The organism is uncultured Dokdonia sp., assembly GCF_937910895.1.
Classification (GTDB): Bacteria; Bacteroidota; Bacteroidia; order Flavobacteriales; family Flavobacteriaceae; genus Dokdonia.
In genome coordinates, this window is sequence record NZ_CALEMI010000091.1 from 43,491 (window position 1) to 65,252 (window position 21,762).

The 21,762-nt window shown below is 35.2% G+C and carries 20 protein-coding genes, 2 tRNA genes and 1 pseudogene; 4 read left to right on the forward strand and 19 right to left on the reverse strand.

The window, feature by feature from the left end; all coding sequences use genetic code 11:
• Positions 1–24 precede the first annotated feature (24 nt).
• Complete coding sequence (locus Q0505_RS11450; protein WP_299212912.1) at positions 25–243, forward strand: hypothetical protein; 219 nt, start codon at positions 25–27, stop codon at positions 241–243.
• A gap of 221 nt (positions 244–464) precedes the next feature.
• Positions 465–1,241: pseudogene (locus Q0505_RS21435) on the forward strand (recombinase family protein); the annotation flags it as partial.
• Positions 1,242–1,977: 736 nt separating this feature from the next.
• Here the strand turns inward: Q0505_RS21435 and Q0505_RS11455 are convergent.
• The 7 genes from Q0505_RS11455 to Q0505_RS11485 form a co-directional block, all read right to left on the reverse strand.
• Positions 1,978–2,061 (reverse strand) — tRNA-Leu (locus tag Q0505_RS11455).
• Between the two features lie 59 nt (positions 2,062–2,120).
• Positions 2,121–2,192 (reverse strand) — tRNA-Gly (locus Q0505_RS11460).
• Positions 2,193–2,341: 149 nt separating this feature from the next.
• The gene (gene mutS, locus Q0505_RS11465; protein WP_299212914.1) at positions 2,342–4,966 is read right to left on the reverse strand and encodes a DNA mismatch repair protein MutS; all 2,625 of its coding nucleotides are present in this window, start codon (positions 4,964–4,966) and stop codon (positions 2,342–2,344) included.
• A 323-nt stretch (positions 4,967–5,289) separates the two neighbouring features.
• A complete protein-coding gene (locus Q0505_RS11470) occupies positions 5,290–5,823 on the reverse strand; it encodes an RNA methyltransferase (RefSeq protein ID WP_299212916.1) in 534 nt (177 codons plus the stop codon).
• Between the two features lie 14 nt (positions 5,824–5,837).
• Positions 5,838–6,722 (reverse strand): GTPase Era, encoded by an 885-nt coding sequence (era, locus tag Q0505_RS11475; protein ID WP_299212918.1) that lies wholly within the window; start codon positions 6,720–6,722, stop codon positions 5,838–5,840.
• A gap of 348 nt (positions 6,723–7,070) precedes the next feature.
• On the reverse strand, positions 7,071–7,532 hold the full coding sequence (locus Q0505_RS11480) for an RNA methyltransferase (protein ID WP_299212920.1): 462 nt from the start codon (positions 7,530–7,532) through the stop codon (positions 7,071–7,073).
• A gap of 26 nt (positions 7,533–7,558) precedes the next feature.
• A complete protein-coding gene (locus Q0505_RS11485; RefSeq protein ID WP_299212922.1) occupies positions 7,559–8,809 on the reverse strand; it encodes a sodium:proton antiporter in 1,251 nt (416 codons plus the stop codon).
• Positions 8,810–9,245: 436 nt separating this feature from the next.
• Here Q0505_RS11485 and Q0505_RS11490 point away from each other — a divergent pair, with 436 nt between their 5' ends.
• Positions 9,246–9,728 (forward strand): sigma-70 family RNA polymerase sigma factor, encoded by a 483-nt coding sequence (locus Q0505_RS11490; RefSeq protein ID WP_299212924.1) that lies wholly within the window; start codon positions 9,246–9,248, stop codon positions 9,726–9,728.
• A 7-nt stretch (positions 9,729–9,735) separates the two neighbouring features.
• Positions 9,736–10,335: a hypothetical protein gene (locus Q0505_RS11495; protein ID WP_299212927.1), complete on the forward strand. Its 600-nt coding sequence runs from the start codon at positions 9,736–9,738 to the stop codon at positions 10,333–10,335.
• Between the two features lie 165 nt (positions 10,336–10,500).
• Here the strand turns inward: Q0505_RS11495 and Q0505_RS11500 are convergent, their stop codons facing one another.
• The 12 genes from Q0505_RS11500 to Q0505_RS11555 form a co-directional block, all read right to left on the reverse strand.
• Positions 10,501–10,710 (reverse strand): hypothetical protein, encoded by a 210-nt coding sequence (locus Q0505_RS11500; RefSeq protein WP_299212929.1) that lies wholly within the window; start codon positions 10,708–10,710, stop codon positions 10,501–10,503.
• A gap of 77 nt (positions 10,711–10,787) precedes the next feature.
• Positions 10,788–10,985, reverse strand: a complete 198-nt coding sequence (locus Q0505_RS11505; RefSeq protein WP_299212931.1) for a hypothetical protein — start codon at positions 10,983–10,985, stop codon at positions 10,788–10,790.
• A gap of 10 nt (positions 10,986–10,995) precedes the next feature.
• Positions 10,996–11,163 carry a hypothetical protein gene (locus Q0505_RS11510; RefSeq protein WP_299212933.1) on the reverse strand — a complete coding sequence of 56 codons (168 nt, stop codon included), beginning with the start codon at positions 11,161–11,163 and terminating at the stop codon, positions 10,996–10,998.
• Positions 11,164–11,288: 125 nt separating this feature from the next.
• Entirely contained in the window at positions 11,289–11,792 is a 504-nt protein-coding gene (locus Q0505_RS11515) for an SMI1/KNR4 family protein (protein WP_299212935.1), read from the reverse strand.
• Positions 11,793–12,005, reverse strand: coding sequence for a hypothetical protein (locus Q0505_RS11520; protein ID WP_299212937.1), 213 nt, complete (start codon positions 12,003–12,005; stop codon positions 11,793–11,795). It abuts the gene before it with no gap.
• A 17-nt stretch (positions 12,006–12,022) separates the two neighbouring features.
• The gene (locus tag Q0505_RS11525; protein WP_299212939.1) at positions 12,023–12,517 is read right to left on the reverse strand and encodes a hypothetical protein; all 495 of its coding nucleotides are present in this window, start codon (positions 12,515–12,517) and stop codon (positions 12,023–12,025) included.
• Between the two features lie 2 nt (positions 12,518–12,519).
• A complete protein-coding gene (locus Q0505_RS11530; RefSeq protein WP_299212941.1) occupies positions 12,520–13,029 on the reverse strand; it encodes an SMI1/KNR4 family protein in 510 nt (169 codons plus the stop codon).
• Complete coding sequence (locus Q0505_RS11535; RefSeq protein ID WP_299212943.1) at positions 13,030–13,197, reverse strand: hypothetical protein; 168 nt, start codon at positions 13,195–13,197, stop codon at positions 13,030–13,032. It lies immediately after the preceding gene.
• Positions 13,198–13,349: 152 nt separating this feature from the next.
• Positions 13,350–13,895, reverse strand: coding sequence for a hypothetical protein (locus tag Q0505_RS11540; protein ID WP_299212945.1), 546 nt, complete (start codon positions 13,893–13,895; stop codon positions 13,350–13,352).
• A 4-nt stretch (positions 13,896–13,899) separates the two neighbouring features.
• Positions 13,900–16,251, reverse strand: a complete 2,352-nt coding sequence (locus tag Q0505_RS11545) for a cysteine peptidase family C39 domain-containing protein (RefSeq protein WP_299212947.1) — start codon at positions 16,249–16,251, stop codon at positions 13,900–13,902.
• Entirely contained in the window at positions 16,248–16,628 is a 381-nt protein-coding gene (locus Q0505_RS11550; protein WP_299212949.1) for a nucleotidyltransferase domain-containing protein, read from the reverse strand. The genes Q0505_RS11545 and Q0505_RS11550 overlap by 4 nt, the downstream gene beginning before the upstream one ends.
• Positions 16,628–20,701, reverse strand: a complete 4,074-nt coding sequence (locus Q0505_RS11555) for a hypothetical protein (RefSeq protein ID WP_299212951.1) — start codon at positions 20,699–20,701, stop codon at positions 16,628–16,630. Before Q0505_RS11555 ends, Q0505_RS11550 begins: the two co-directional genes overlap by 1 nt.
• Positions 20,702–21,762 lie beyond the last annotated feature (1,061 nt).

Consider the following 21,762-nt stretch of genomic DNA (forward strand, 5'->3'; position numbering starts at 1 on the left):
AGGATAAAAACTTTCACTGCAAGTATGGACGGAAGAACAGGTTTAAAATCATGTTCCTTCAATTTATCTTCTTATTCTATGCCTACAGAAAATGCAAATACAGAGGTTTCAAAAGCCCTTAGTATTGAAGAATTACGAAAATTCGATGGCTTCGATGATATTACAGACGAACAAGCCTTGGAGATTATAGAGACGTTAAAGCAATTAGCTTTAGTAATTATTAAAACATTCAAAAAGCAGTAAGTAGCTGTAGCTAGATCACTTTTGTTTGTATCATATCACATAGAAATAAAAGTGATCTTTAAAAGTAAGCACAGAAACAAAGCGATAGAATGGACTATATAAAGCCTAGAGCAGATTAGTTGTTGTGTTAGTTACATAGAGAAAAATAGCATTTTATGAAAAAGAATGAGTTCACAGCTTTTGCAAAGTATGCAAAGTCCTCAAAAACCAAGCAAATTAATATGCAAGGCAAAGCTGTCATATATACACGTGTATCTACTAAAGAACAGGCTGAGAATAATGCTTCCTTAGAAACTCAAATGAAGTATTGTGAAGTTTATGCGAAAAATAAGGGAATTGAAGTTATGGAATACTTTGGAGGAACTTATGAATCTGCAAAATCAGATGAGCGTAAACACTTCCAAAAGATGCTTACTTACGTTAAAAGACATAAAAAGGATATTAGTTACATCATTGTGTATTCTTACGATCGATTTTCACGAACAGGAGCAAGTGGCGATTATATAAGCAAACAGCTAATGAAAGAGGGTATAGTTGTGCTATCTGTAACACAAGATGTAGATGCAACAACCGCATCTGGATCATTTCAACAGAGCCTTTATTATATGTTCTCACAGTTTGACAATGAACTTAGACGTGATAAGTCAGTTTCAGGAATGCAAGAGAAACTTCGTAAAGGCTATTGGATAGGCTCTATTCCCTTTGGATATACAAATCTAAATCCAGGCAAAGGAAAAGAACAGAATATCGTTATAAACGATCAAGGGAAGCTATTGCGATATGCTTTTAAGTGGAGGGCTAGTGAAAATTTAAGCTATAGAGAGATTGCAGAAAGACTTGAAAGAAAAGGGTTAACTATTAAATACAAGAAGCTAAGTGATTACTTTAGAAATCCTTTCTATTGTGGTTTAATAGTAAGCGCACATATTCCTAATGAAGTTGTACAAGGCAAGCACGAAGCGCTTGTCTCAAAAGAGTTATTTTTAAAAATAAATGATTCTTTGAGAAACAAGGATAAAAGCCAATCGTATAATAAGGATGAGGAAAATTTACCTTTAAAACAATTTATTAAAGCAAGTTCTTGTGGAGGGTATTACACAGGGTATCTCGTAAAACGAAAAGGATTGTATTATTACAAGAATAATCGAAGTGGGAGTAAAGAGAATAGAAGTGCAAAAGTAATGCACTTGAAATTTGAAGAGATACTAAAGCAATATCAATTGAGCGATCAAAAGTATATAGCCCCATTAAAAGAGGTAATGAAGTACACCTTCTTAGAACACCATAAAGAGCAGTTACAAGAATCAAAAGCGATAGAAAAGCAAGTAAGAGACTTAGATAATAGAATAGAACTATTAGAAGAGCGGTTTGTTTACAATGAAATATCAAGAGAGCAGTATTTGAAGTTTAAAGTAAAATCTGAAAAGGAGCGAATTAAAAAGCAAGAATATTTACAAGCAAACAGCTTAGATGTATCGAACCTTGAAAAAGCAGTAGATTATGCAGTAGATTATTCCTCGCAACTAGCGGTATTATGGAGTTCAGGAGATTTGGAAACAAAAAAGAGAGTTCAAAATATGGTGTTTCCAGACGGAATCCTATTTGATCACAAAAATGACCGTTATCGAACCATTAGAGTAAATTCTATTTTTGGCGCAATCCCAACAATAATGGGGAATATGGGAGGAAATAAAAACGGGACACCATCAAAAAATATGAAGGTGTCCCGTTTAGTACTCGAGACGGGACTTGAACCCGTACGTCCTAATGGACATTGGATTTTAAGTCCAACGTGTCTACCAATTCCACCACTCGAGCAGCTGTCTTGCGGAAGCAAAACATTGGTATATTTTAATTCAGTATATCAAATTTAGTAGAGCGAAAGACGGGATTTGAACCCGCGACCCCCACCTTGGCAAGGTGATGCTCTACCCCTGAGCTACTTTCGCATGATGTGTTCTTTTATGAACGTTACTGCTTCAAACAGCGGATGCAAATTTACAGCTTTTCTACATTTAGCAAAACCTTTTTCAAAAAAATATGCGACTTAATGTGCATTATCTTAAAAATAAATAGCAAAAATTTGTTTTTCAGTGGATTACGAAGTCTTACTTTCTTTCTTTTTTACAATCATCCGCTTGATTTCGTTTAGCTTCATAAGTGCCTCTACAGGGGTAAGTGTATCAATATCTGTGTGTAAGATTTCTTCTTTGATCTGTTCCAGCAAAGGATCATCTAGATTAAAAAAACTCAATTGCATCTCATCTTCTGTAGTTGCCTTTAATTTTCCTGTAAGTTCTTCGCTTCCGTGAGATTTTTCTAGCTTTTCCATCATCTTGGTTGCCCTTCTGACTACTTGCTGCGGCATTCCTGCCATTTTTGCTACGTGAATCCCAAAACTATGCGCACTTCCACCAGGAACTAGCTTGCGTAAAAAAAGTACATTATCTTTTAATTCTTTTACAGAAACATTATAATTCTTTATCCGCTCAAAAGTCTCACTCATTTCATTGAGTTCGTGATAATGCGTCGCAAACAAGGTTTTTGGACGTCCTGGATGCTCGTGTAAATATTCACTGATCGCCCACGCAATAGAAATTCCATCATACGTACTCGTACCACGTCCTATCTCATCCAGCAATACCAGACTACGATCGGAGATATTATTCAAAATACTCGCTGTCTCATTCATCTCCACCATAAAAGTACTCTCCCCCATAGAGATATTATCACTTGCGCCGACACGGGTAAAGATTTTATCCACCATTCCAATATGCGCCTCGGCAGCAGGAACAAAACTTCCCATTTGTGCTAACAGTACAATAAGCGCTGTTTGTCTTAAAATTGCACTCTTACCTGACATATTAGGCCCCGTAATCATAATCATTTGCTGAGCCTCTCTATCCAGATAGACATCATTAGCAATATAGCTTTCTCCGAGTGGTAACTGCTTTTCAATCACAGGGTGACGTCCTTCTTTTATAGAAAGCGCTTGTGAGTCATCTACCACAGGACGTACATAGTGATTATCCTTTGCCAATTGCGCAAAAGAGCATAAGACATCTAACTGTGCAACCAGATTTGCGTTATGCTGTACTTGAGGGATAAACTGCATCATCCATTGGACGAGTTCTGAAAATAGTTGTTGTTCTATCCCTAAAATACGTTCTTCAGCACCTAGTATTTTGGCTTCGTATTCTTTTAATTCTTCAGTAATGTAGCGCTCTGCATTCACTAATGTTTGCTTACGGATCCACTCCTCTGGCACTTTATCCTTATGCGTATTTCTCACTTCTATATAATATCCAAAAACATTGTTAGATGCGATTTTAAGTGACGTAATCCCTGTACGCTTCGTCTCTCGTTCTACCATCTTATCTAGATAGTCTTTCCCTGAAAAAGAAATATCTCGTAAACCATCTAATTCTTCATGAAAACCTCTCGCAATAGCGCCTCCTTTTCCTATAGCTACAGGAGCTTCTTCGTTAAGGGTTTCTTTAATTTTAGAACGCAACAATTCACATTCATGAATTCCATCGCCTATAATTTTTAACGCTTCATTTGTTGCGTTAGAACTCAAACTTTTTATAGGCACCATCGCCTCTAGTGAGTTTTTAAGTTGAATGACTTCTCTGGGAGACACCTTCCCTGTCGCTACTTTACTAATGAGTCGCTCTACATCGCCTATATGTTTAATACACTGCCGTAGCTTTTCAAAAAGCACCTCTTCTTTTAATAAGTAAGACACCACTTCGTGACGCTGTTTTATTTTGTCTACATTTTTAAGAGGTAAGGCGAGCCATCGTTTTAAAAGTCGAGCTCCCATAGGAGAGGTAGTTTTATCAATCACGTCTATGAGGGTGATCGCTTTCGCGAAAGCGGAATGATACAACTCTAAATTACGAATCGTAAACCGATCCATCCACACGTACTCATCTTCAGCAATCCGATTGATACGCGTGATGTGCGCGAGTTTATGGTGCTGTGTTTCTCCTAAATAATGTAAAATAACACCTGAAGCAATGATCCCTTCTTCTAAATGATCTACGCCAAAACCTTTAAGCGTATTGGTCTTAAAATGCTTATTCAGCGACTCAAATGCATAGTCGGTTTTAAACACCCAATCTTCCATAAAAAACGTATGAAAATCAGAACCGAATGCATTAGAAAAAGCAGTCTTTTGTTTTTTTGAAATTAAGAGTTCGCTTGGCGCGAAATTTTGTAAAAGCTTATCTATATAGGCTTCGTCTCCTTGTGCGGTAAGGTACTCTCCCGTCGAAACGTCCAAAAAGGAAACCCCTAACGTACGTTTTCCAATATGAACGGCACCCAAAAAATTATTACGCTTGGCTGAAAGCACTTCATCATTAAGTGCCACACCTGGTGTCACCAACTCAGTCACACCCCGTTTTACAATCGTTTTTGTCATTTTGGGATCTTCCAACTGATCACAAATTGCTACACGACATCCTGCTTTTACCAATTTAGGCAAATAGGTATTCAGCGAATGATGAGGGAAGCCAGCTAATTCGGTTTTATCGCCTCCATTATTACGATGGGTCAAAGTAATATGCAAAATACCTGCTGCTTTTATGGCATCATCTCCAAAGGTTTCATAAAAATCTCCTACTCTAAAAAGCAATAACGCATCAGGATATTTGACCTTGATGGTATTGTATTGTTTCATTAAAGGAGTCACCTTTTTTGCTATGCTTTTTGCCATACTGCAAGGTAAATCTTTGATTGACTTTTACAAACGCAATTTTATACGAGTTATCACCAGTTTTTCACAGTTTTATAAAAACAAAAAGAAGAACTACTAACAAAATTTAACAAACTCATCTTTGAAAACAAGTCTTTGAAAAATTAGAACGGAAAGTTTAAAATATTTTATCAAAAAAATACAAAATATTTTAAACAACCACCACTTCACCCTTCTTGTAAACTCATCTTAGAAAATAAGTCCTATAAAGTTGGAACGGAAAATTCTTTTTCTTTTGTAAAAAAAATTACAAAACAAAAAGAACAACCACCACTTCACCCTTCTTACAAACTCATCTTTGTAAACAAGTCCCATACAACAACCCCACAGGAGACAGAGATGTTTAAGGAATGTTTGGTGCCAAATTGTGGAATTTCAATCACGGTATCACTTTCAGAAACAACTTCTTGTTGTACTCCTTTTACTTCGTTGCCAAAAACTACCGCATACTTTTTTCCTTTTTCGGGAATAAAATCGTTGAGCATCACAGCATCTTCTGCTTGTTCAATAGCGCACAAATAAACACCCTCTTTTTTTAGCTTTCGCGAAAGCGTGACCGTATCCTCTACATATTCCCAAACCACAGCATCAGTCGCGCCCAAGGCTGTCTTCTGAATCTCCCGATGCGGAGGTTGTGCAGTGATGCCACACAAGTAAATTTTTTGAACTAAAAAAGCATCGGCAGTACGAAAAACAGACCCTATATTATTCAAACTTCTAATGTTATCTAGAATGATAATAAGGGGCGTTTTTTTTGAGTCCTTAAACTCAGTAACAGACTTTCGGTCGAGTTCGCTATTTTTAAGTTTTCGATTCATTTCGTACTTCAAACCTACTTCTGATTATAGCCGAAACGTCGGAGTTGTTTCTCATTACTACGCCAATTTTTATTGACTTTTACGTAGAGTTCGATGTGTACTTGTTTTCCGAAGAATTTCTCTAAATCCTTACGAGCCTCTACACCTACACGTTTTAAAGCAGTTCCTTTATGACCAATAATAATTCCTTTCTGACTCTCACGTTCTACCATAATCACAGCACGCATTCTGATGATGGTTTCTTCTTCAAAGAATTCTTCGGTATCAATCTCTACCGAATATGGGATTTCTTTTTTATAGTGAATTAAGATTTTCTCACGAATGATCTCATTTACAAAAAAACGTTCTGGCTTATCCGTCAATTGGTCTTTTGGATAAAAAGCTGGAGATTCTGGTAATAACTCTATGATGCGTTTAAACACTTCTCCTACTCCAAAATTTTCTAATGCCGAAATTGCAAACACCTCTGCATTGGGTACCTTTTCTGACCATAGTTTTAAAGATGCTCCTAAGAGTTCTTCATTCCCTTTATCAATCTTATTAATTAATAATAATACAGGAATTTTTGCGGCGCGAATTTTATTAAAAAAGGCTTCGTCTTTGAGTTCTTTTTCGCCTAGTTCGACCAAGTATAATAACACATCTGCATCCTCAAAAGCGCTTTTTACAAAGTCCATCATGGAGGCTTGTAACTGGTATGCAGGTTTAATGATTCCTGGCGTATCACTTAAGACCACCTGAAAATCTTCTCCGTTTACAATACCGAGGATACGGTGGCGAGTGGTTTGCGCTTTTGAAGTGATGATAGATAATCGCTCTCCTACAAACGCATTCATAAGCGTACTCTTTCCGACATTGGGGTTTCCTATAATATTTACAAAACCAGCTTTATGAGACATAGATCATTGTTTCTTGCAAAGGTAAACTTTCTAAATTCTAAATTTTGATTTCTAAAAACGAAAATGTAGGATGTTGAGAAGATATGAGCCACGAGTTTGGAGGTACAAAGTGGGAAAAGGCACGAAGTTGGAGGTGCGAATTACGAGGTGGAAAGTAGAAAAAGTATGAGATTAGATGTGGAGTGCTGGAAGTAGGAAGTGGAAAGATTTTTTTAGAATTTGTGGGTTCTGGAAGTTGGAAATACGAGAATTGAAAAGTTTTGATGTTTGGGATTTGTTTTTTTGTGATTTGTGATTCTATTTACATGGCAATAATACGGAGTACGCTTTCGCGAAAGCGCACAAAACCTAACTCCGTTGTTTGGCTCGGGTCCTATCATAGAGTACAATACTGCCGGCTACAGCGACATTCAAGCTCATTTTGGAAGGAAATTGTACTAGAAAATGGGATTTCTCAATAGCTTCTTTAGAGAGTCCGTGATCTTCGGCGCCTAATAAATACACACAACGTCGTGGGTGTTCAAAGGTTTCTAAAGCCTCAGAAGTCTCGTGCATCTCAATACCCACCAATCGTGCTCCTTTTGGAAGATGGGTATAAAAATCTGTAAAGGTTTCGTAATGAAAATACGGCATCGCTTTCACGGCATGATGCGTATCACTAGCTTGTTTTGCATACCGATTTCCGATGGTAAATATAAAACTAGCCCCTAGATTTTGTGCGGTACGCCATAGGACGCCTAAGTTTTCTGGAGTTTTCCCATTTTGAATCCCGATGCCAAAAAACTCGTTGGTAAAATTGTCTGGTTCCATTTCGCAAAAATACTATTTTGGAAGATCTACTCCAACCCCTTCTTTTGGACCCGTTTGATCAATCCTCCAACAGTGAGTCCTTGTACAAGTATCGAAAAGACCACAATCACATACGTAATGACCAAAAATAAATCTCTATGCATCTCATCAGAAAGTCCTAAGGCAAGTGCTATAGAAATGCCTCCTCGCAATCCTCCCCATGTCATAATAAGGTTGGTTTTAGGCACAAAATTTAATCGTTTTTTAAAGAAAGCTATAGGCCCTAATAGCGATGCATAACGACAAGCCAAAACAATAGGAATGGCTAATAATCCAGCCATAATATACTTTCCTTCTATGGCGAGTACGAGCATTTCCATACCAATCAACACAAAGAGTAAGGTGTTGAGTAAAATATCAATCAGCTCCCAAAATTTATCTACGTAATTTTCTGTGATCTCAGACATAGAAGAACCTCGTACGGTATCATTTCCTACAATTAAACCAGCAGTAACCATAGCGAGTGGTGCTGAGACATGAAATTGATGCGCTACGGCGGTTCCTACCATCACTCCTGCTAGTGTGATGATGACTTCTATATCATAGTCATCTATAGATTTCATAAGGCGATACACAATCCAACCAATCACTCCTCCTAATACAATCCCTCCGATGACTTCTTGCCCAAATAACTTGAAAATATCTACTACTTCTATAGTGTCAGTTCCAAAAGAGGCAATCTGAAAAATAGTGAGAAAAACAACCACACCTACGCCGTCATTAAACAGGGATTCTCCAACAATTTTGGTTTCTAATTTTTTGGGCGCTCCTGCTTGTTTTAAAATCCCTAAAACTGCTATCGGATCTGTAGGTGAAATCAATGCTCCAAACAACAAACAGTAGATATAGGCTACTTGTAATCCCAGCAAAGGCAATAGATAATACATGACCGTTCCTACTAAAAACGTCGACACCAACACCCCAAAGGTCGAAAACACGAAGACGGGCCAGCGTTGTATCTTGAGTTGCTCAAAATTGGTGTGTAATGCACCTGCAAATAAGAGAAAACTCAGCATAATATCCAGCAGTACGGTTCTAAAATCAATCTGTTTAATAATGTAACGTTCGGCGTTTAGTAAGGTGGCATCAAAATAACTCAGTGCAAAAACCGCTAGGGTAAATACAATGGTAATCAGCATCAATCCAATGGTGTTGGGTAATTTTAAAAACCGCACATTGATGTATCCAAATGCCGCCGAAAGCCCTACTAAAATGGTAATAATAAGAAAGTAATCCATGTATTTTAAAAGAAGTTATTTAGGGTGTAAAGATAGGTATCTATTTATGAAATGAGATCGTACGTATTCTCGTTACATAAGAATTTCTAATAAGAAATAGCGTAACACGCTATTTTAGAGTAATACTCTATTTTTTAAATACTAGTGTCTTTCATTTCCCTAGCGCTACCACCTAGAAGGGAATTGTTTTTTATCATTTTCGCGAAAGCGAAAACCACTCAACTTTTTTATTTACTTATTCTTCAATATCTTCTTTTGACCTTTTTTAACCTATCTAACCTTCTCAACTTCTCAACTTCTTTCCTAACGCTGATCTTTTTTTTCGCTTTAAGCGAAAGAATACAATGACTCAAAAACCACCCTCTGAAAAAAAAGTAAACTTTTTTGCGACTTTTTAAATAGATATCTTACTAATAGGTTATAATCATCATCTTCAATGCGCAAAGAAGAAGCTTTTACACAACTCATCAAAGAAAACGAAGGGATCATTTTTAAGATTTCGCGGGTGTATTGTGATACGGGAGAAGATCAAAAAGACTTGTATCAAGATATCGTTTTTCAATTATGGAAAGGGTTTGACAGTTTTAGAGGAGAATCTAAAGCAAGTACGTGGATGTATCGCGTAGCACTCAATACCGCTTTTACATTTTTAAGAAAAGAAAAACGAAAAGGTACGTCTGTGACGATAGACAATCTGCATCTTACATACGAACCTGATGACCCGATTCTGGAAGAACGACTCGTGGAAATGTATGTGCAAATCCGCCAACTGTCTGATGTTAATAAGGGGATTATTCTTCTTTTATTAGAAGGTAAAAAATATGAAGAGATTGCCGCCATTACTGGATTTTCTAGAAGTAAAGTAGCGACGCGCATCTCTCGTATTAAAGAACAACTAAGAACACAACTGGTAAAATAATAGACACATGGAACTAGAAGAAATGCAAGCTGCCTGGTCACAAATGAGCCAGGAACTCGAAAAACAAAAACAATTAACCGACGAAATTATACTCAAAATGACACAACAAAAATATACTTCACAGTGGAATAAAATATTTAATGCAGAAAAAATAGGTGGTGTCATCTGCTATGTAGCACTGGTCGCCATACTAGCAAATTTTAGAGAATTAGATACCATTCCATTACAAGTATCAGGGATTTTATGTATGCTCATCCTAGCGATTCTCCCTATCCTATCTTTAAAAACAATCCAGGCAATGAAGCGTGTCAATGTAACGTCTATGAGTTATAAAGAAACCATGAAGACCTATGCGAAAGGAAAGAAAAACTTTGTCAATTTTCAAAAATTAAACATAGGAATGAGCTTTGTATTTATGTTACTTACTGTGCCCTTGTCTGCCAAATTATTTAATGGTAAAGACTTATTTGAAACCTTAGATCCGAAACTAGGAATTGCAGTACCTTTTATGCTTATCTTTTTTGGTTTGCTTATGTGGGTAGTGATGCGTTGTTACAAAAGTGTCTTAAGGAATTCTGAAAAAATATTACAGGAGATTGAGGAGTAATTCGTATCTGATGATAGTGTTTCTTAATACGCTTTCGCGAAAAACAAAAAGCATCTAAAACCATTATAATTTGATAGATTTAGATGCTTTATATGATCAATTGATCTACTATACGTTAGCATCGTATTTTGCAATAGTCTTATTTATTTTTAATTTAAAACTATACTATTTCAAATTAGCATACGCCTTGATTTTTTCTTCTTTATACTCTTGAAATGTATTAGCCAGTTTCTTTTTTAATGGTAGATAATCAATATTATCTTCTATATAATCGGGATAACTTGCATATACAGGAGGATTTTCTGGATCTTCTGCATCTGGATCATTAAAATAAAAGAAATCAAACTGTCCACCTCCATCTAAATCTGCAATCACCCAAAAATTTTCTCCAACACTGATTCCATAGTCCTTTAGAGTTTCTTTAACTGTTTCTTGTTGTTTGTGTTTATAACCTAGAAATCCCCCCCGTTAATTCCTGATAAAATATTACTCCTCGAACCTGCAAGAAAAAGAAACTCTTTATATGCCTTTGGAAAAAAAATATTATTCTCTTTTTCATAATTTTCTATGATAGATACAGGAACACCTTCATTTTTTCTATCTCTTAAATTAGGATACTTTTTAATCAAACTTAAATATTCTATAATCATAATATTAGTCTTACTGTTTTGAAAATAAAATAAAATCTTCAGCGCCTTCTACCCCTTTCCCATTAGGAAATATAGGGTTTTCAACTTCTATAGTCGTATTATTACCTAATAGTTGTTGCCTTAACATAATCTCTTGTTTACAGATAATACAAGGCTCATACGTTGTCTCAATTCTCATCTCAACTGTAAGTTCTTTGATGTTTAATTCTGCTCTATCTGCTGCTAATATCGAGTAACATTCTACAAAGATAAAACCACCGTAAAATACGATGGCTTCATCTTTATACTAATTGAAAAAATCTATTATTTCAAATTAGCATATCCCTTGATTTTTTCTTCAATATATTCTTGGAATGTATTTGCTAGTTTCTTTTTTAATGGAAAATCAGGATCATTATCTTCTATCAAATCAGGATAACTTGCATATACAGGTGGGTTTTCTGGATCTTCTGCATCTGCATCATTAAAATAAAAGAAATCAAACTGTCCGCCGCCGTCTAAATCTGCAATTACCCAAAAATCTCCCCCAATAGATACACCATATTTTTTAAGCTTATTTTTGGTGTATTCTTGTTGTTCTTCGACATAGTAAATATCGTCTCTTACAGGGTCATAAAAACCGTGATTTAGAAAAGCAATTACATTAGCATTTTCACCAGCAATAGATAAAAATTCTTTATACACTTTTGGGAAAACCTTATCAATTTTAGTTTCTAATTTTATAATATCCTCTTCCTTAACAGGAACATTTTCTACATCCTGTAAAATAGGATATCGAAGCATCAAGTTTAAATATTCTATTTCCATTTAATTATTTAAAAATGTTTTTAGTTGTTTGTTATTTTTAACTCCTTCCCCATTAGGTAATATAGGATTTTGAACTTCTATGGTTGTATTACCCCCTACTAATTGTTGTCTTAATAGAATCTCTCGTTTACAGATATCAATAGGTAGCTCATTAATATCTAGTCCTGCTCTATCTGCTGCTAATACAGCATCTTCTTCCATATCACGTAACATTGGATTTTCTAAAAAAATCAAACAATACCTTCCTCAACAGGAGGTTCCCACATCCAATCATTAGCATGAAAAGGAATTTTAGAAGCATTATTTACAGCAGTAATAATTTGTGAAGCTGAAAACACATAAGGGTCACCATCTACTTCATCATTTAAAAAAAGTAATTCAGGGTTATCTTCAAAAAGAGATTTTAAAAAGTCATTAAGTAATATACTATCTTCTATTTGCCCTACTATTATTGTGATAGTAGAACCATACTTCGTTCCTAGATTCTTGTAAAAATTATACTCTTTGTAGTCATTTTCTGTAGTATCATATAATTCTTTAGAATCTAAAGTTATTACAAAACTTAAATCATTTCTTCCAAGGCTAGTTTCTAAAGTCCCATCTTCATACATAGTTTGACGATCAAAAACCTTAGCTTTAATTTTTTTTGTAGAGTGCTTTAAAATTTCAATAAGATTCTTTTTTTTAATGTATTCTGATGATAATATGCTTAAATATGTACTCACTATTAGCTAAAATTATCCTGATTTAAGTCCGCATATCCTTTAATCTTTTTTTCAATATATTCTTGAAAAGTATTTGCTAATTTTGTTATCGTATGCTTATTACCAAGAGGATATCCTATATAGCTACCATATACAGGTGGATTTTGTGGATCTTCTGCATCAGGATCATTAAAATAAAAAAAATGAAATTGTTCTCCTCCATCTAAATCTGCTATCACCCAAAAATTTTCTCCAACACTACACCCTTCTTCTTTAAGAGTTTCTTTAACAACTTCTTGTTGTTCTTCAAGGTAGTAAATATCGTCTCTTACAGAGTCATAAAAACCGTGATTTAGAAAAGCAATTACATTAGCATTTTCACCAGCAATAGATAAAAATTCTTTATACACTTTTGGGAAAACCTTATCAATTTTAGTTTCTAATTTTATAATATCCTCTTCCTTAACAGGAACATTTTCTACATCCTGTAAAATAGGATATCGAAGCATCAAGTTTAAATATTCTATTTCCATTTAATTATTTAAAAATGTTTTTAGTTGTTTGTTATTTTTAACTCCTTCCCCATTAGGTAATATAGGATTTTGAACTTCTATGGTTGTATTATTCCCTAATAACTGTTGTCTTAATAGAATCTCTCGTTTACAAACAATACACGGTTCATAGGTTGTTTCTATTTTCATTTCAACTGTAAGCTCATTAATATCTAATCCTGCTCTGTCTGTAGCTAATATCTAGTAACATCCTACAAACATAAAACCACCGTAAATTACGATGGCTTCATCTTTATACTAATTGAAAAAATCTATTATTTCAAATTTGATTTAAAAACATACTACCTTAACCCATACTTCCCTGCATATTCTCCTTTACTTAAAACTAGAGTTTCAGGATTCCAGTTACGATATCTTAAAACATCTATACCAGAGCGGATTATTGGATATTCTTTATCTTTTCGACGAATGATAATACTTTCATGGCGAATACCTTGGTGATGAATTATGGAAGTGAAAATACCTCTAAAAACACCTTTCATAATCACATCAAAACCACTACTATGTAGTTTAGAACTATACCATTCCCATTCTCTGACTTTTTTCACATCATAAACCATAGAAGTAATATGACTTATTAATTCATCCTTATAATAGTCATATTCAACTAGTTGATTAGTAAACCTAATCAAAGGTTCGGGTAAGAGATTTTCCCATTTACTATCTTCTTCATGAAGATTAATATTCTGAATTATTGTAGCTATCGTTTGTTTAAAAGTTTCTAGTTCTTTTTCAGGATTAGGAATATCTATAATTTTTAAAATATCATAATCTTCTTCTGGTATTTCTCCATTTATATTTTGCTGTATTCTTTCTATTTCTGTCATTATATTATGGATTTATTATCAAAAACTTTTTATTAAAGACTTTTTCAAATTCATCTATGGTTATACTATATGATGAACCTTGGTTTAAAGGCAAAGGATCTCTTAAAAATATACGATTATCTTCTATTTTATCAACAACCACAGCGTGTGCTCCAATATCTTCCCCCCTAACACTAACAATAATCTTCTTATTTTCAATCCTTTTAAATTGTTTTAATAATGTATTAAAGGTAATGTTTTTATCTTTCGGTCCCCCTCTAGAAATAAACTTCAATCCTTCAATTCGATCATTTTTTAATGCATTAGGTATATCAAGAATATTAGCTCCATCTCTGGTTGTCCCTAAAGCATTCTCAAGAAATTTTTCTGATCTTATAGCCCCTAAATCGTCTAATACCATTCTTAATGTGTTCGCTACGCAAGTATATTCTTCTGTTTGTCCAAGAACATTCCCTAATGCTTCTTCTTGTTTTAAAGATGAGCCAATATTTGCAAAAAAGGACTTATTTATATCACCGCCTTTATTATTTTTCAGTCCTTGTTCAAATATTTGGCCTAAATGTTCTTCTAGTTCATCTAATTCTTTTTGCTTTTTAGAATCTTTAACATTTTTACGATAGGCAACTAAAGCATCTTTAGCTTCTCGAGCTTGTTTACTTAAAATACGTGTGGTAAGAGCGTCTGCTCCTAAAGTACAAATTTCAAACCAAAACAGATACTGTCTAAGCTTATTACAAAACGTTTTGTCCTCACATTTGTCAACAAAATTTAATGCAATACCTACAATGCCGCTAGCTACCTCTACAACACCAAAAGCAAGCTTGAGATATACAAAGGCATTCTTAAGCTTTAGTACATGTCTTAATTTTAAAAGGTTTCCTACGCCTGTTGCCGTAGTAATAATATCTACCGCTAACCACAGCCCTTTTTCAAAATTTTCCCAAGCTCCTTTATCATCAAAAGCTTTAAGATAAAATGCAGGAACAGGTATGGTTGTTTCCAATTTTAGCTCTTCATTTTCTGTTTCGTCAAGTTCTGTTAAGGTCACTGGGAAAAAAGGATGATATCGTTCTTCCTTTTGGAGGATATTATCAATAATGATAGAACCAATAGGGTTATTTGGCAAGCTAACACCTGGCTCAATCTCAGCCAAAATAGCACCATCTTTTCCAAACTCAAAGTCATAGTCATCAACTCGGAAACCAAGAATCTTTTTTTGTTTGTATGCTAGATTTACAGGGCGATCAAAATTCTTAAATGCTGGATTTTCAAATCTTGTAAAACCACTATCTTTCCATATCAACAATAATCTAAGGATCAGTTTACTGAAATTATTTGAGCCACCCCAATCATTCATTTTATCATAAAGCCTTTCAAATTCGGTTTTGCCTTTTATAGTGTTTGATAATAGTCTTTTTAGAAAAGTATCTGTATTAAAATCTGGTTTATTAGACAACCCTTTAAGTACATTAAGCAATATGACCTCATAGATATTAGTAAGCCTATCTGCTTCTACAAATCTTGACCATAATTTCTCTAATATTCTAATATTTATATGTTGAAGCACTTGATCATTTAGATGAGCTAGTATTTCTATATAATCTTTGGGAGGCTTAAAACTTAATGTAAATTGTTCTACTGTTCTTGCTAAAAGATGATAGCCAGACTCTATATACTTTCTGTCTGCAGTCCTATTTTCCAATCCCTGAAGGATAATTAACATCCCTTTAAAACTTAGTCCCTGTATTTGCAATGCTGCATTATTCTTTAAATACTCAACATTAGGATAGTTAAGCGACCCCACATTACGGTCTGTATTGTATGGTTTATAAATAGAAAAAGCTGAATCGTATGGTGGATATTCTTGAACACCATCATAACTAAAAAATAATGCTTTATCGCTTAAATAATCAATCTTTTTATTTACATATACATATCCTACGTAGGCATTGTCACTTAACTCCCAATGTGATTGAAAGGACTTTTTAGTATCTATTACATTCCTATAATCAAATGCACTTTTTATGACTTTCCCCTCAAGAGTAATTTCATCCAAAACGATTCCTTCTTCTATTGATATATCCGTTAATGAACCGATACCAAATCGTTCTAGAGCTTTATAGAAATCTACATAACCTTTCCACAAATCGGAAGGTTTTTCTACAGCAAAGATGCTATCATCTCCAAACGGACTATCCTTAAAAAGACTTTGAAATCCTGTAGAACCACTTTCACTCCCCGAAAACGCTATCGCATCCAAAGCATTTCCTGAAGTTTCTGGCAAACTAAAAAATGTTCTGTTGGTGGGTCGTAAGGCTTCGATTCCTTCTTCATTAAATTCATCAAAAATGCTCATAATCCTGTGTTTTTTACTTCTTGCATATACTTTTTATGGACTCCCAGCGCATCTTTTGGATAAAGCTTTTGGATATGAGGGTCTGTCTCTAAGCATTTTTTTAATTGTTCTTGAGTGATGACTACTAGATCCAGATAATAGCCTAGATCTCTTCCCCATATTTGGGTGTTTACTATGGGAAAATCACACACTACATAGAGATCCCAATCCTTTCCTTCTAGGATATGCCACTCGGAAACAGGAACCCTAGCTCTACTTCCAAAAAGATAGATGGCAGCGACTGGTGAGACGGTTTCTATTTTCGCTTTAAGCGCACCAAAAAGATATGGCAGCACCGCTTCTGGCTGCCATATCATATCTAATCTCGCACTGCTCATTAAAAGGTGTTTTCTTCATTAGCCGTATTGACTACAAACCTACTTGCAGGCATAGGTCCTTGTACATCCTGAAAGGTGATAGGATCGCCTCCACTATCAAAAAGACGTTCTTCTATATAGGCTTGAGGCGTGGTCACATCTCCATAGGTAATTACAACATCTTCCTGATCACAGTCAACCGTTAGCGTGTCTAATGGATGATTGATCGTAGTGCCTGGTTTCGAAAATTCAAAAACTGTCACTTTTGAAAAATCAACCGTAAATAATAAGGAACCATATAATAAACTTCCTGTATTTGGATCTGCTGTTACCGTAAATTGCTTTGCTGTCACTCCCGTTATGGTAGATAATTGTGTGGCTAATGCCTCATAAAAAAGTGCTGCAGTATCTGTGGCTTGCCAAGCAGCATCTCTTTGTATGGTAATAGTTTCTCCTTGACATCGGTATTGTCTTGGAAAACTATATTCACTTTCTAAATCTCCTATAGTTTTATTACCGCCGTCTCCATCGAGTTTTCGAAAAGAAAACTGGATCAGCCCTTTTTGTGAAGCACCTGTATTTAAGTCTGTAAAGATTGTAGTTTCATTAGTAATCTCACTTAAACATCCTGTTTGGTCTGACTCTTGAAAATCACTCTCATCATCACAATGGCAAGGCAGAGGCTTCTCTACTTTAAGTCCCAAACTGTCTGCTTGTAAAATGGTCAGAGAAGTAGGTACTTGTGTTTTCCATGCTTCTCCTTCTTTTATGCCAAGAGGTTGTTGTAGTTCTTCTACAATAGATAAATAGAGTGGGTCATCAAGAACAGGGAGTTCTCCTCCATCCCATACATTGCCTGTTGCCATATAATGCATCATGGCATTTTCAAAGCCTGGACGCACAGTAACAACAACGCGTGCCATACCCGCTTGCATAAACTTTCTAAACGTAGGATCATCATTTTCGTACTGGTACAGTTCTGTCCATTTACTACGATTTGCCCAATAAAAAGGATAGAAATTATAAGACATAATATCCCATTCTATCGCTTGCTCTAAGAAGGTTGCAAAAGAGGTGTACGTATCTAAACGTTGGTTTAGTTTTACTTCTGCATTTTCTAATGTACTGCCCTGATACAATCCGCTTTTTCCATAGGTACGCTCGCCACTCTCATTCCGATCAATAAGATAGGAGACACAGTTTTTACGTAACACGGTTTGTTCTATCTGACGGTAAAATAATGGGTTGGATGCTCTAAGAACGGTTGCTGCTTCTGTTTCGGCAACAAATTGTTCTTTGTAGGCTGCCAATTTTGCTTCATACGCACTCATAATCGCATTAAAAGCTGTTAATTGCCAGGCATCATAAGCTTCTGAAGTTAATCTGGCTCTCAAGTATAGGCTAATAGCAACACCTCCTACATCGCCTCCATGAAAGCTCACGCCTAACTCATTTCGGATAGGTCTTGTATAAAGGTCATAACTACTTGTTAAGTTAATCGTGTTGTGGTTGGGATTTTCTGATATTAAAAAACTAGAGCGATCAATATTTACTGTACCATTAGTGTTTTCAAATTCTGAATATATATAAGTAAACCCAAATTTTCCAGTATAGTGAACAACCTCATAATTTTCTGGAATTTCTACTGTCCAATTTTTCCCTCCTGGATATTTATGCTCAGCCAGATAATTACCACTTGCCCCATTATCACTAAAAGCGGCCGAAAAATTAATAAGCTCATCAGCTGGTGCATTTACCTCTGCATTGTATTGTGCTGCCCAAGCTCTATAATTAACTCTATTGAGATTTGCTGCGCTCATAAGCCCATTTGTTCTAGGATCTATAGGCTCTTCTAACACTGTTCCCTGATTGCCTTCTATAGTATCTGTTAACGCATGTTTATGTAATCGAGAAGGATCTGGAATAAAGAACTCATACATCAAACGTTTCCCATAATTATAAATCTGGTTTTTATATACTTTATCAATCCATCGATACACACCTACAATATGTTGATCTCCTTCGCGATTATCAAAACCATGTCTGTTATTTTCTTCATACTCCTCTACGATCTTGGTAATACGTTCTTCCTTCACTTTTTGCACCACACGATCCATCGCGATCGAAGTAATCTCTTGTGCTTGTGTTACTGCTTGACTGATGCTATCTTCTTGTGACGTATTATTGGCGAAGCCTCCTCCTGCACTAAACTGAACAAATTCATTTCTGGTATTTACATTGGCAAACGCATCAATGCTAGTTGACTCAGCAATAACTTGAGCTACTTCATTTTGCATTTCAAAACGATCTGTTGTACTCGTATCTGTAAGTTGCTCTTTTTCCGTCTCAGAAGTTGATGATGTGGTATTTTCTGAGCGGCGTAATCTTCTAGTACTTTTTTCTTTAATCTCACGTGCCATCACATTTTCTATATGTGATACTTCGCCTTCAACATAACAATGTACGTTTTGCTCCACTCTTCTATAATCTGCAATTCCGAGCTGACGCATCCCAAATCCAGAAGGAATAAAAGGTTCTTGAGTGGTGTCTTCATTTTGATCTCCATTACCCATCTCATTGCATAAAACATCTCTAGATATGGATATAAAAGGATTTACTACCTGATCAAACGTCAATACATCACCATTCTGTAGCGTAATAGTTCCTGAAAGTGCAGGCACCCCTTCACTTGCTTCTAATTCTATGCCTCCTGCTTGCGGAAAAATCCTCAGGGTTCGTAGATACGTCTCACCAGCAGTATCACTATAGGTTGTGATATATATGGTATCTGTGATCTGATTTCCATTGGAGAATGTGAGTGTACAAGAAATGTCCTGAAGGTTAACCTCTTTATTATAGCCTTGTAAGTCTATAAAATATTCCCAATACCATTTACCATCATCATTTACGGGTGTATTCTCAGATCGCAAGGTAATTGTGTAGCAAATATCTCTACCCTCTACAAATTGTCTGTCTGCTTCATTAAGGATAGTTCCTTGAAGGCTAATTTTCTTATGAGATAATTCTTTATTTTGTATTTCTAGTTCTGCTAATCTTGCTTCTTCCTTAGAAAACAACGCATACACTTCTTCAAAAGTAGCCACACGCTCTATAGGAGTAAGACGTGATACGGTATTAAAAAGTAAGGAAGACATTTCCTGCACTGACTGCGTCTCTTCTATTTCTGCACGAAATGTAAATGTGAATTTTGGTAAGTCTGGAAACTTAGTCGTTGATATTTTGCTAAATAAGAACTCCTCTTCTTCTATGGTTTTAAGTTGATCTTTACGGCCTTGATACCATGTCTCTTGCTCCTGAGCCAATGTGTTAGCGTATTGATCCTTAAGTGTCTTAACAGCTGCATTGTGAGTTTTGAAAGCATTCTCATAAGCAACATCATACGCTTTTCTATATTGCCTTTCCAAATACTCAAGTTCTCCTTTTGCTAGTTTAAGTTGCGCTAACTTATACGCTGAAATTGCAGATACTATTCTAGCTTCTGTCTTTTTGGAAGTACGTTTAAAATCAGACGTGCCAGCATTAGGGATTGTTGTTTCTGGTGTATCGATCACATCATTTGGAATCACAATTCGTGCGTGAGCGATTTCTTTATACAATGCAAGCGCCTCTTTTTCAGACATTTCTTCACTAACAGCCACTTTAGTCTTATCAAGAAAATGATTTGCAATAAGTAAGTTAATGAGTGATTCTCTTGCTCCGTGATCTTCCTGTGTCTTGTATTGGTAATATAGATTTAGCCACACCACTTCTTCATTTATTAATCCTGCGTTTCCAGCGACCGCAAGAAGCTTGTCATTGAGTTCTTGAAAATTAAACTTTCTTCTATTTTTTTGAATCCATGCTCCAAGATCATGATATGCTTCATTTAAAGCACGTATTTCATCCTTATTTAAGACATTGAGTCCTGTACTTCGGCTTTCATAGGTTCCATCAGAAATCTCTCTGACTCTACGTTGATCTCCATCCTGTATTGTTTCATACATAAACCTGAGTAAAGGTTTTTGAGGAGCTATAAGCTCTGGAGCTCTAAAACTTACAAACCTAAATAAGGTTTGAGATGCTTGTTCTTTCATTTGATTTTTTTTTATTAATGTTTATATTCATTTTCAAACCCCAACTTTAGTATCTGGGATATTACAACATCACTCAGGACCCATCCAGGATCAAGCACCACACCACAAACCTAGATGAGATGTCCCTTGTGATACTACCATGCATATCTTGAACTATTCTTGTTGAAGAAAACCCAAATCTGTACACAGCACTATGCATATATATGTTATACAACCTAAGGAATCCCCTAAGTCAAAACACCCCACGTAAAATCGCTTAGAGTATCCTTATAGTGGTATAACGTAGCGCATATAGCAAGGCTATATCGCTGTTATTCTATCTTTTAAGACCTGTGCTGTTTATTTTAAAGTAACCACCTAAAGTGATTCTTGCTTTAAAACAAGACATACAAAGTCCTATACCCAAAATGGGTGATGTGTGGTGTTTTTTAAAAATGGATAAGACTAACTACGACAACATATTCCCCTTATGAGTCAGTCCTGAGTGTGTGGTGTATTTTGGTTTGAAAATAGGTGTAGTGGTGATTTCTATTTTCGGTATAAATCTCGTAATTCTATTGTTAAGTCAAAGCTAAAATGATGCCAAGTCTTTATTAAAATTACAAAACATTTAAAAAATTGTCTTTTTGATACATTTCTTTTTTCAAAAGGCATGCTATATAAAAAACATATTTTTTATAGTTAAATCACTATGGATAGCACTGAGAACCAACGCACCACAGAAAATGCCCAATGCATCCATAAAGTGACCTAACTATATTACTATATAACGTATGCTATACAGTTATTATTTTTATCTCCCGACATATATGTACGTAGGTGAGGTAATATTTTCTAGATACGCTACATATCTTTTTTTTATTGCTTACTTAAATTGAATATGCTATCGGCTATAATTTCCCCTTATATGATAACACTCCGTGTATGGAAATAACTTTCAAATACTGTAGTATAAAATGTACTACTATTGAACTCTAAAGAACGTCAATTTTTCTTTACAAGTACATATCAAGTTTAGAAAAAAACTGTTAAAATCAACCTATTCTTTTATAATTTATTCT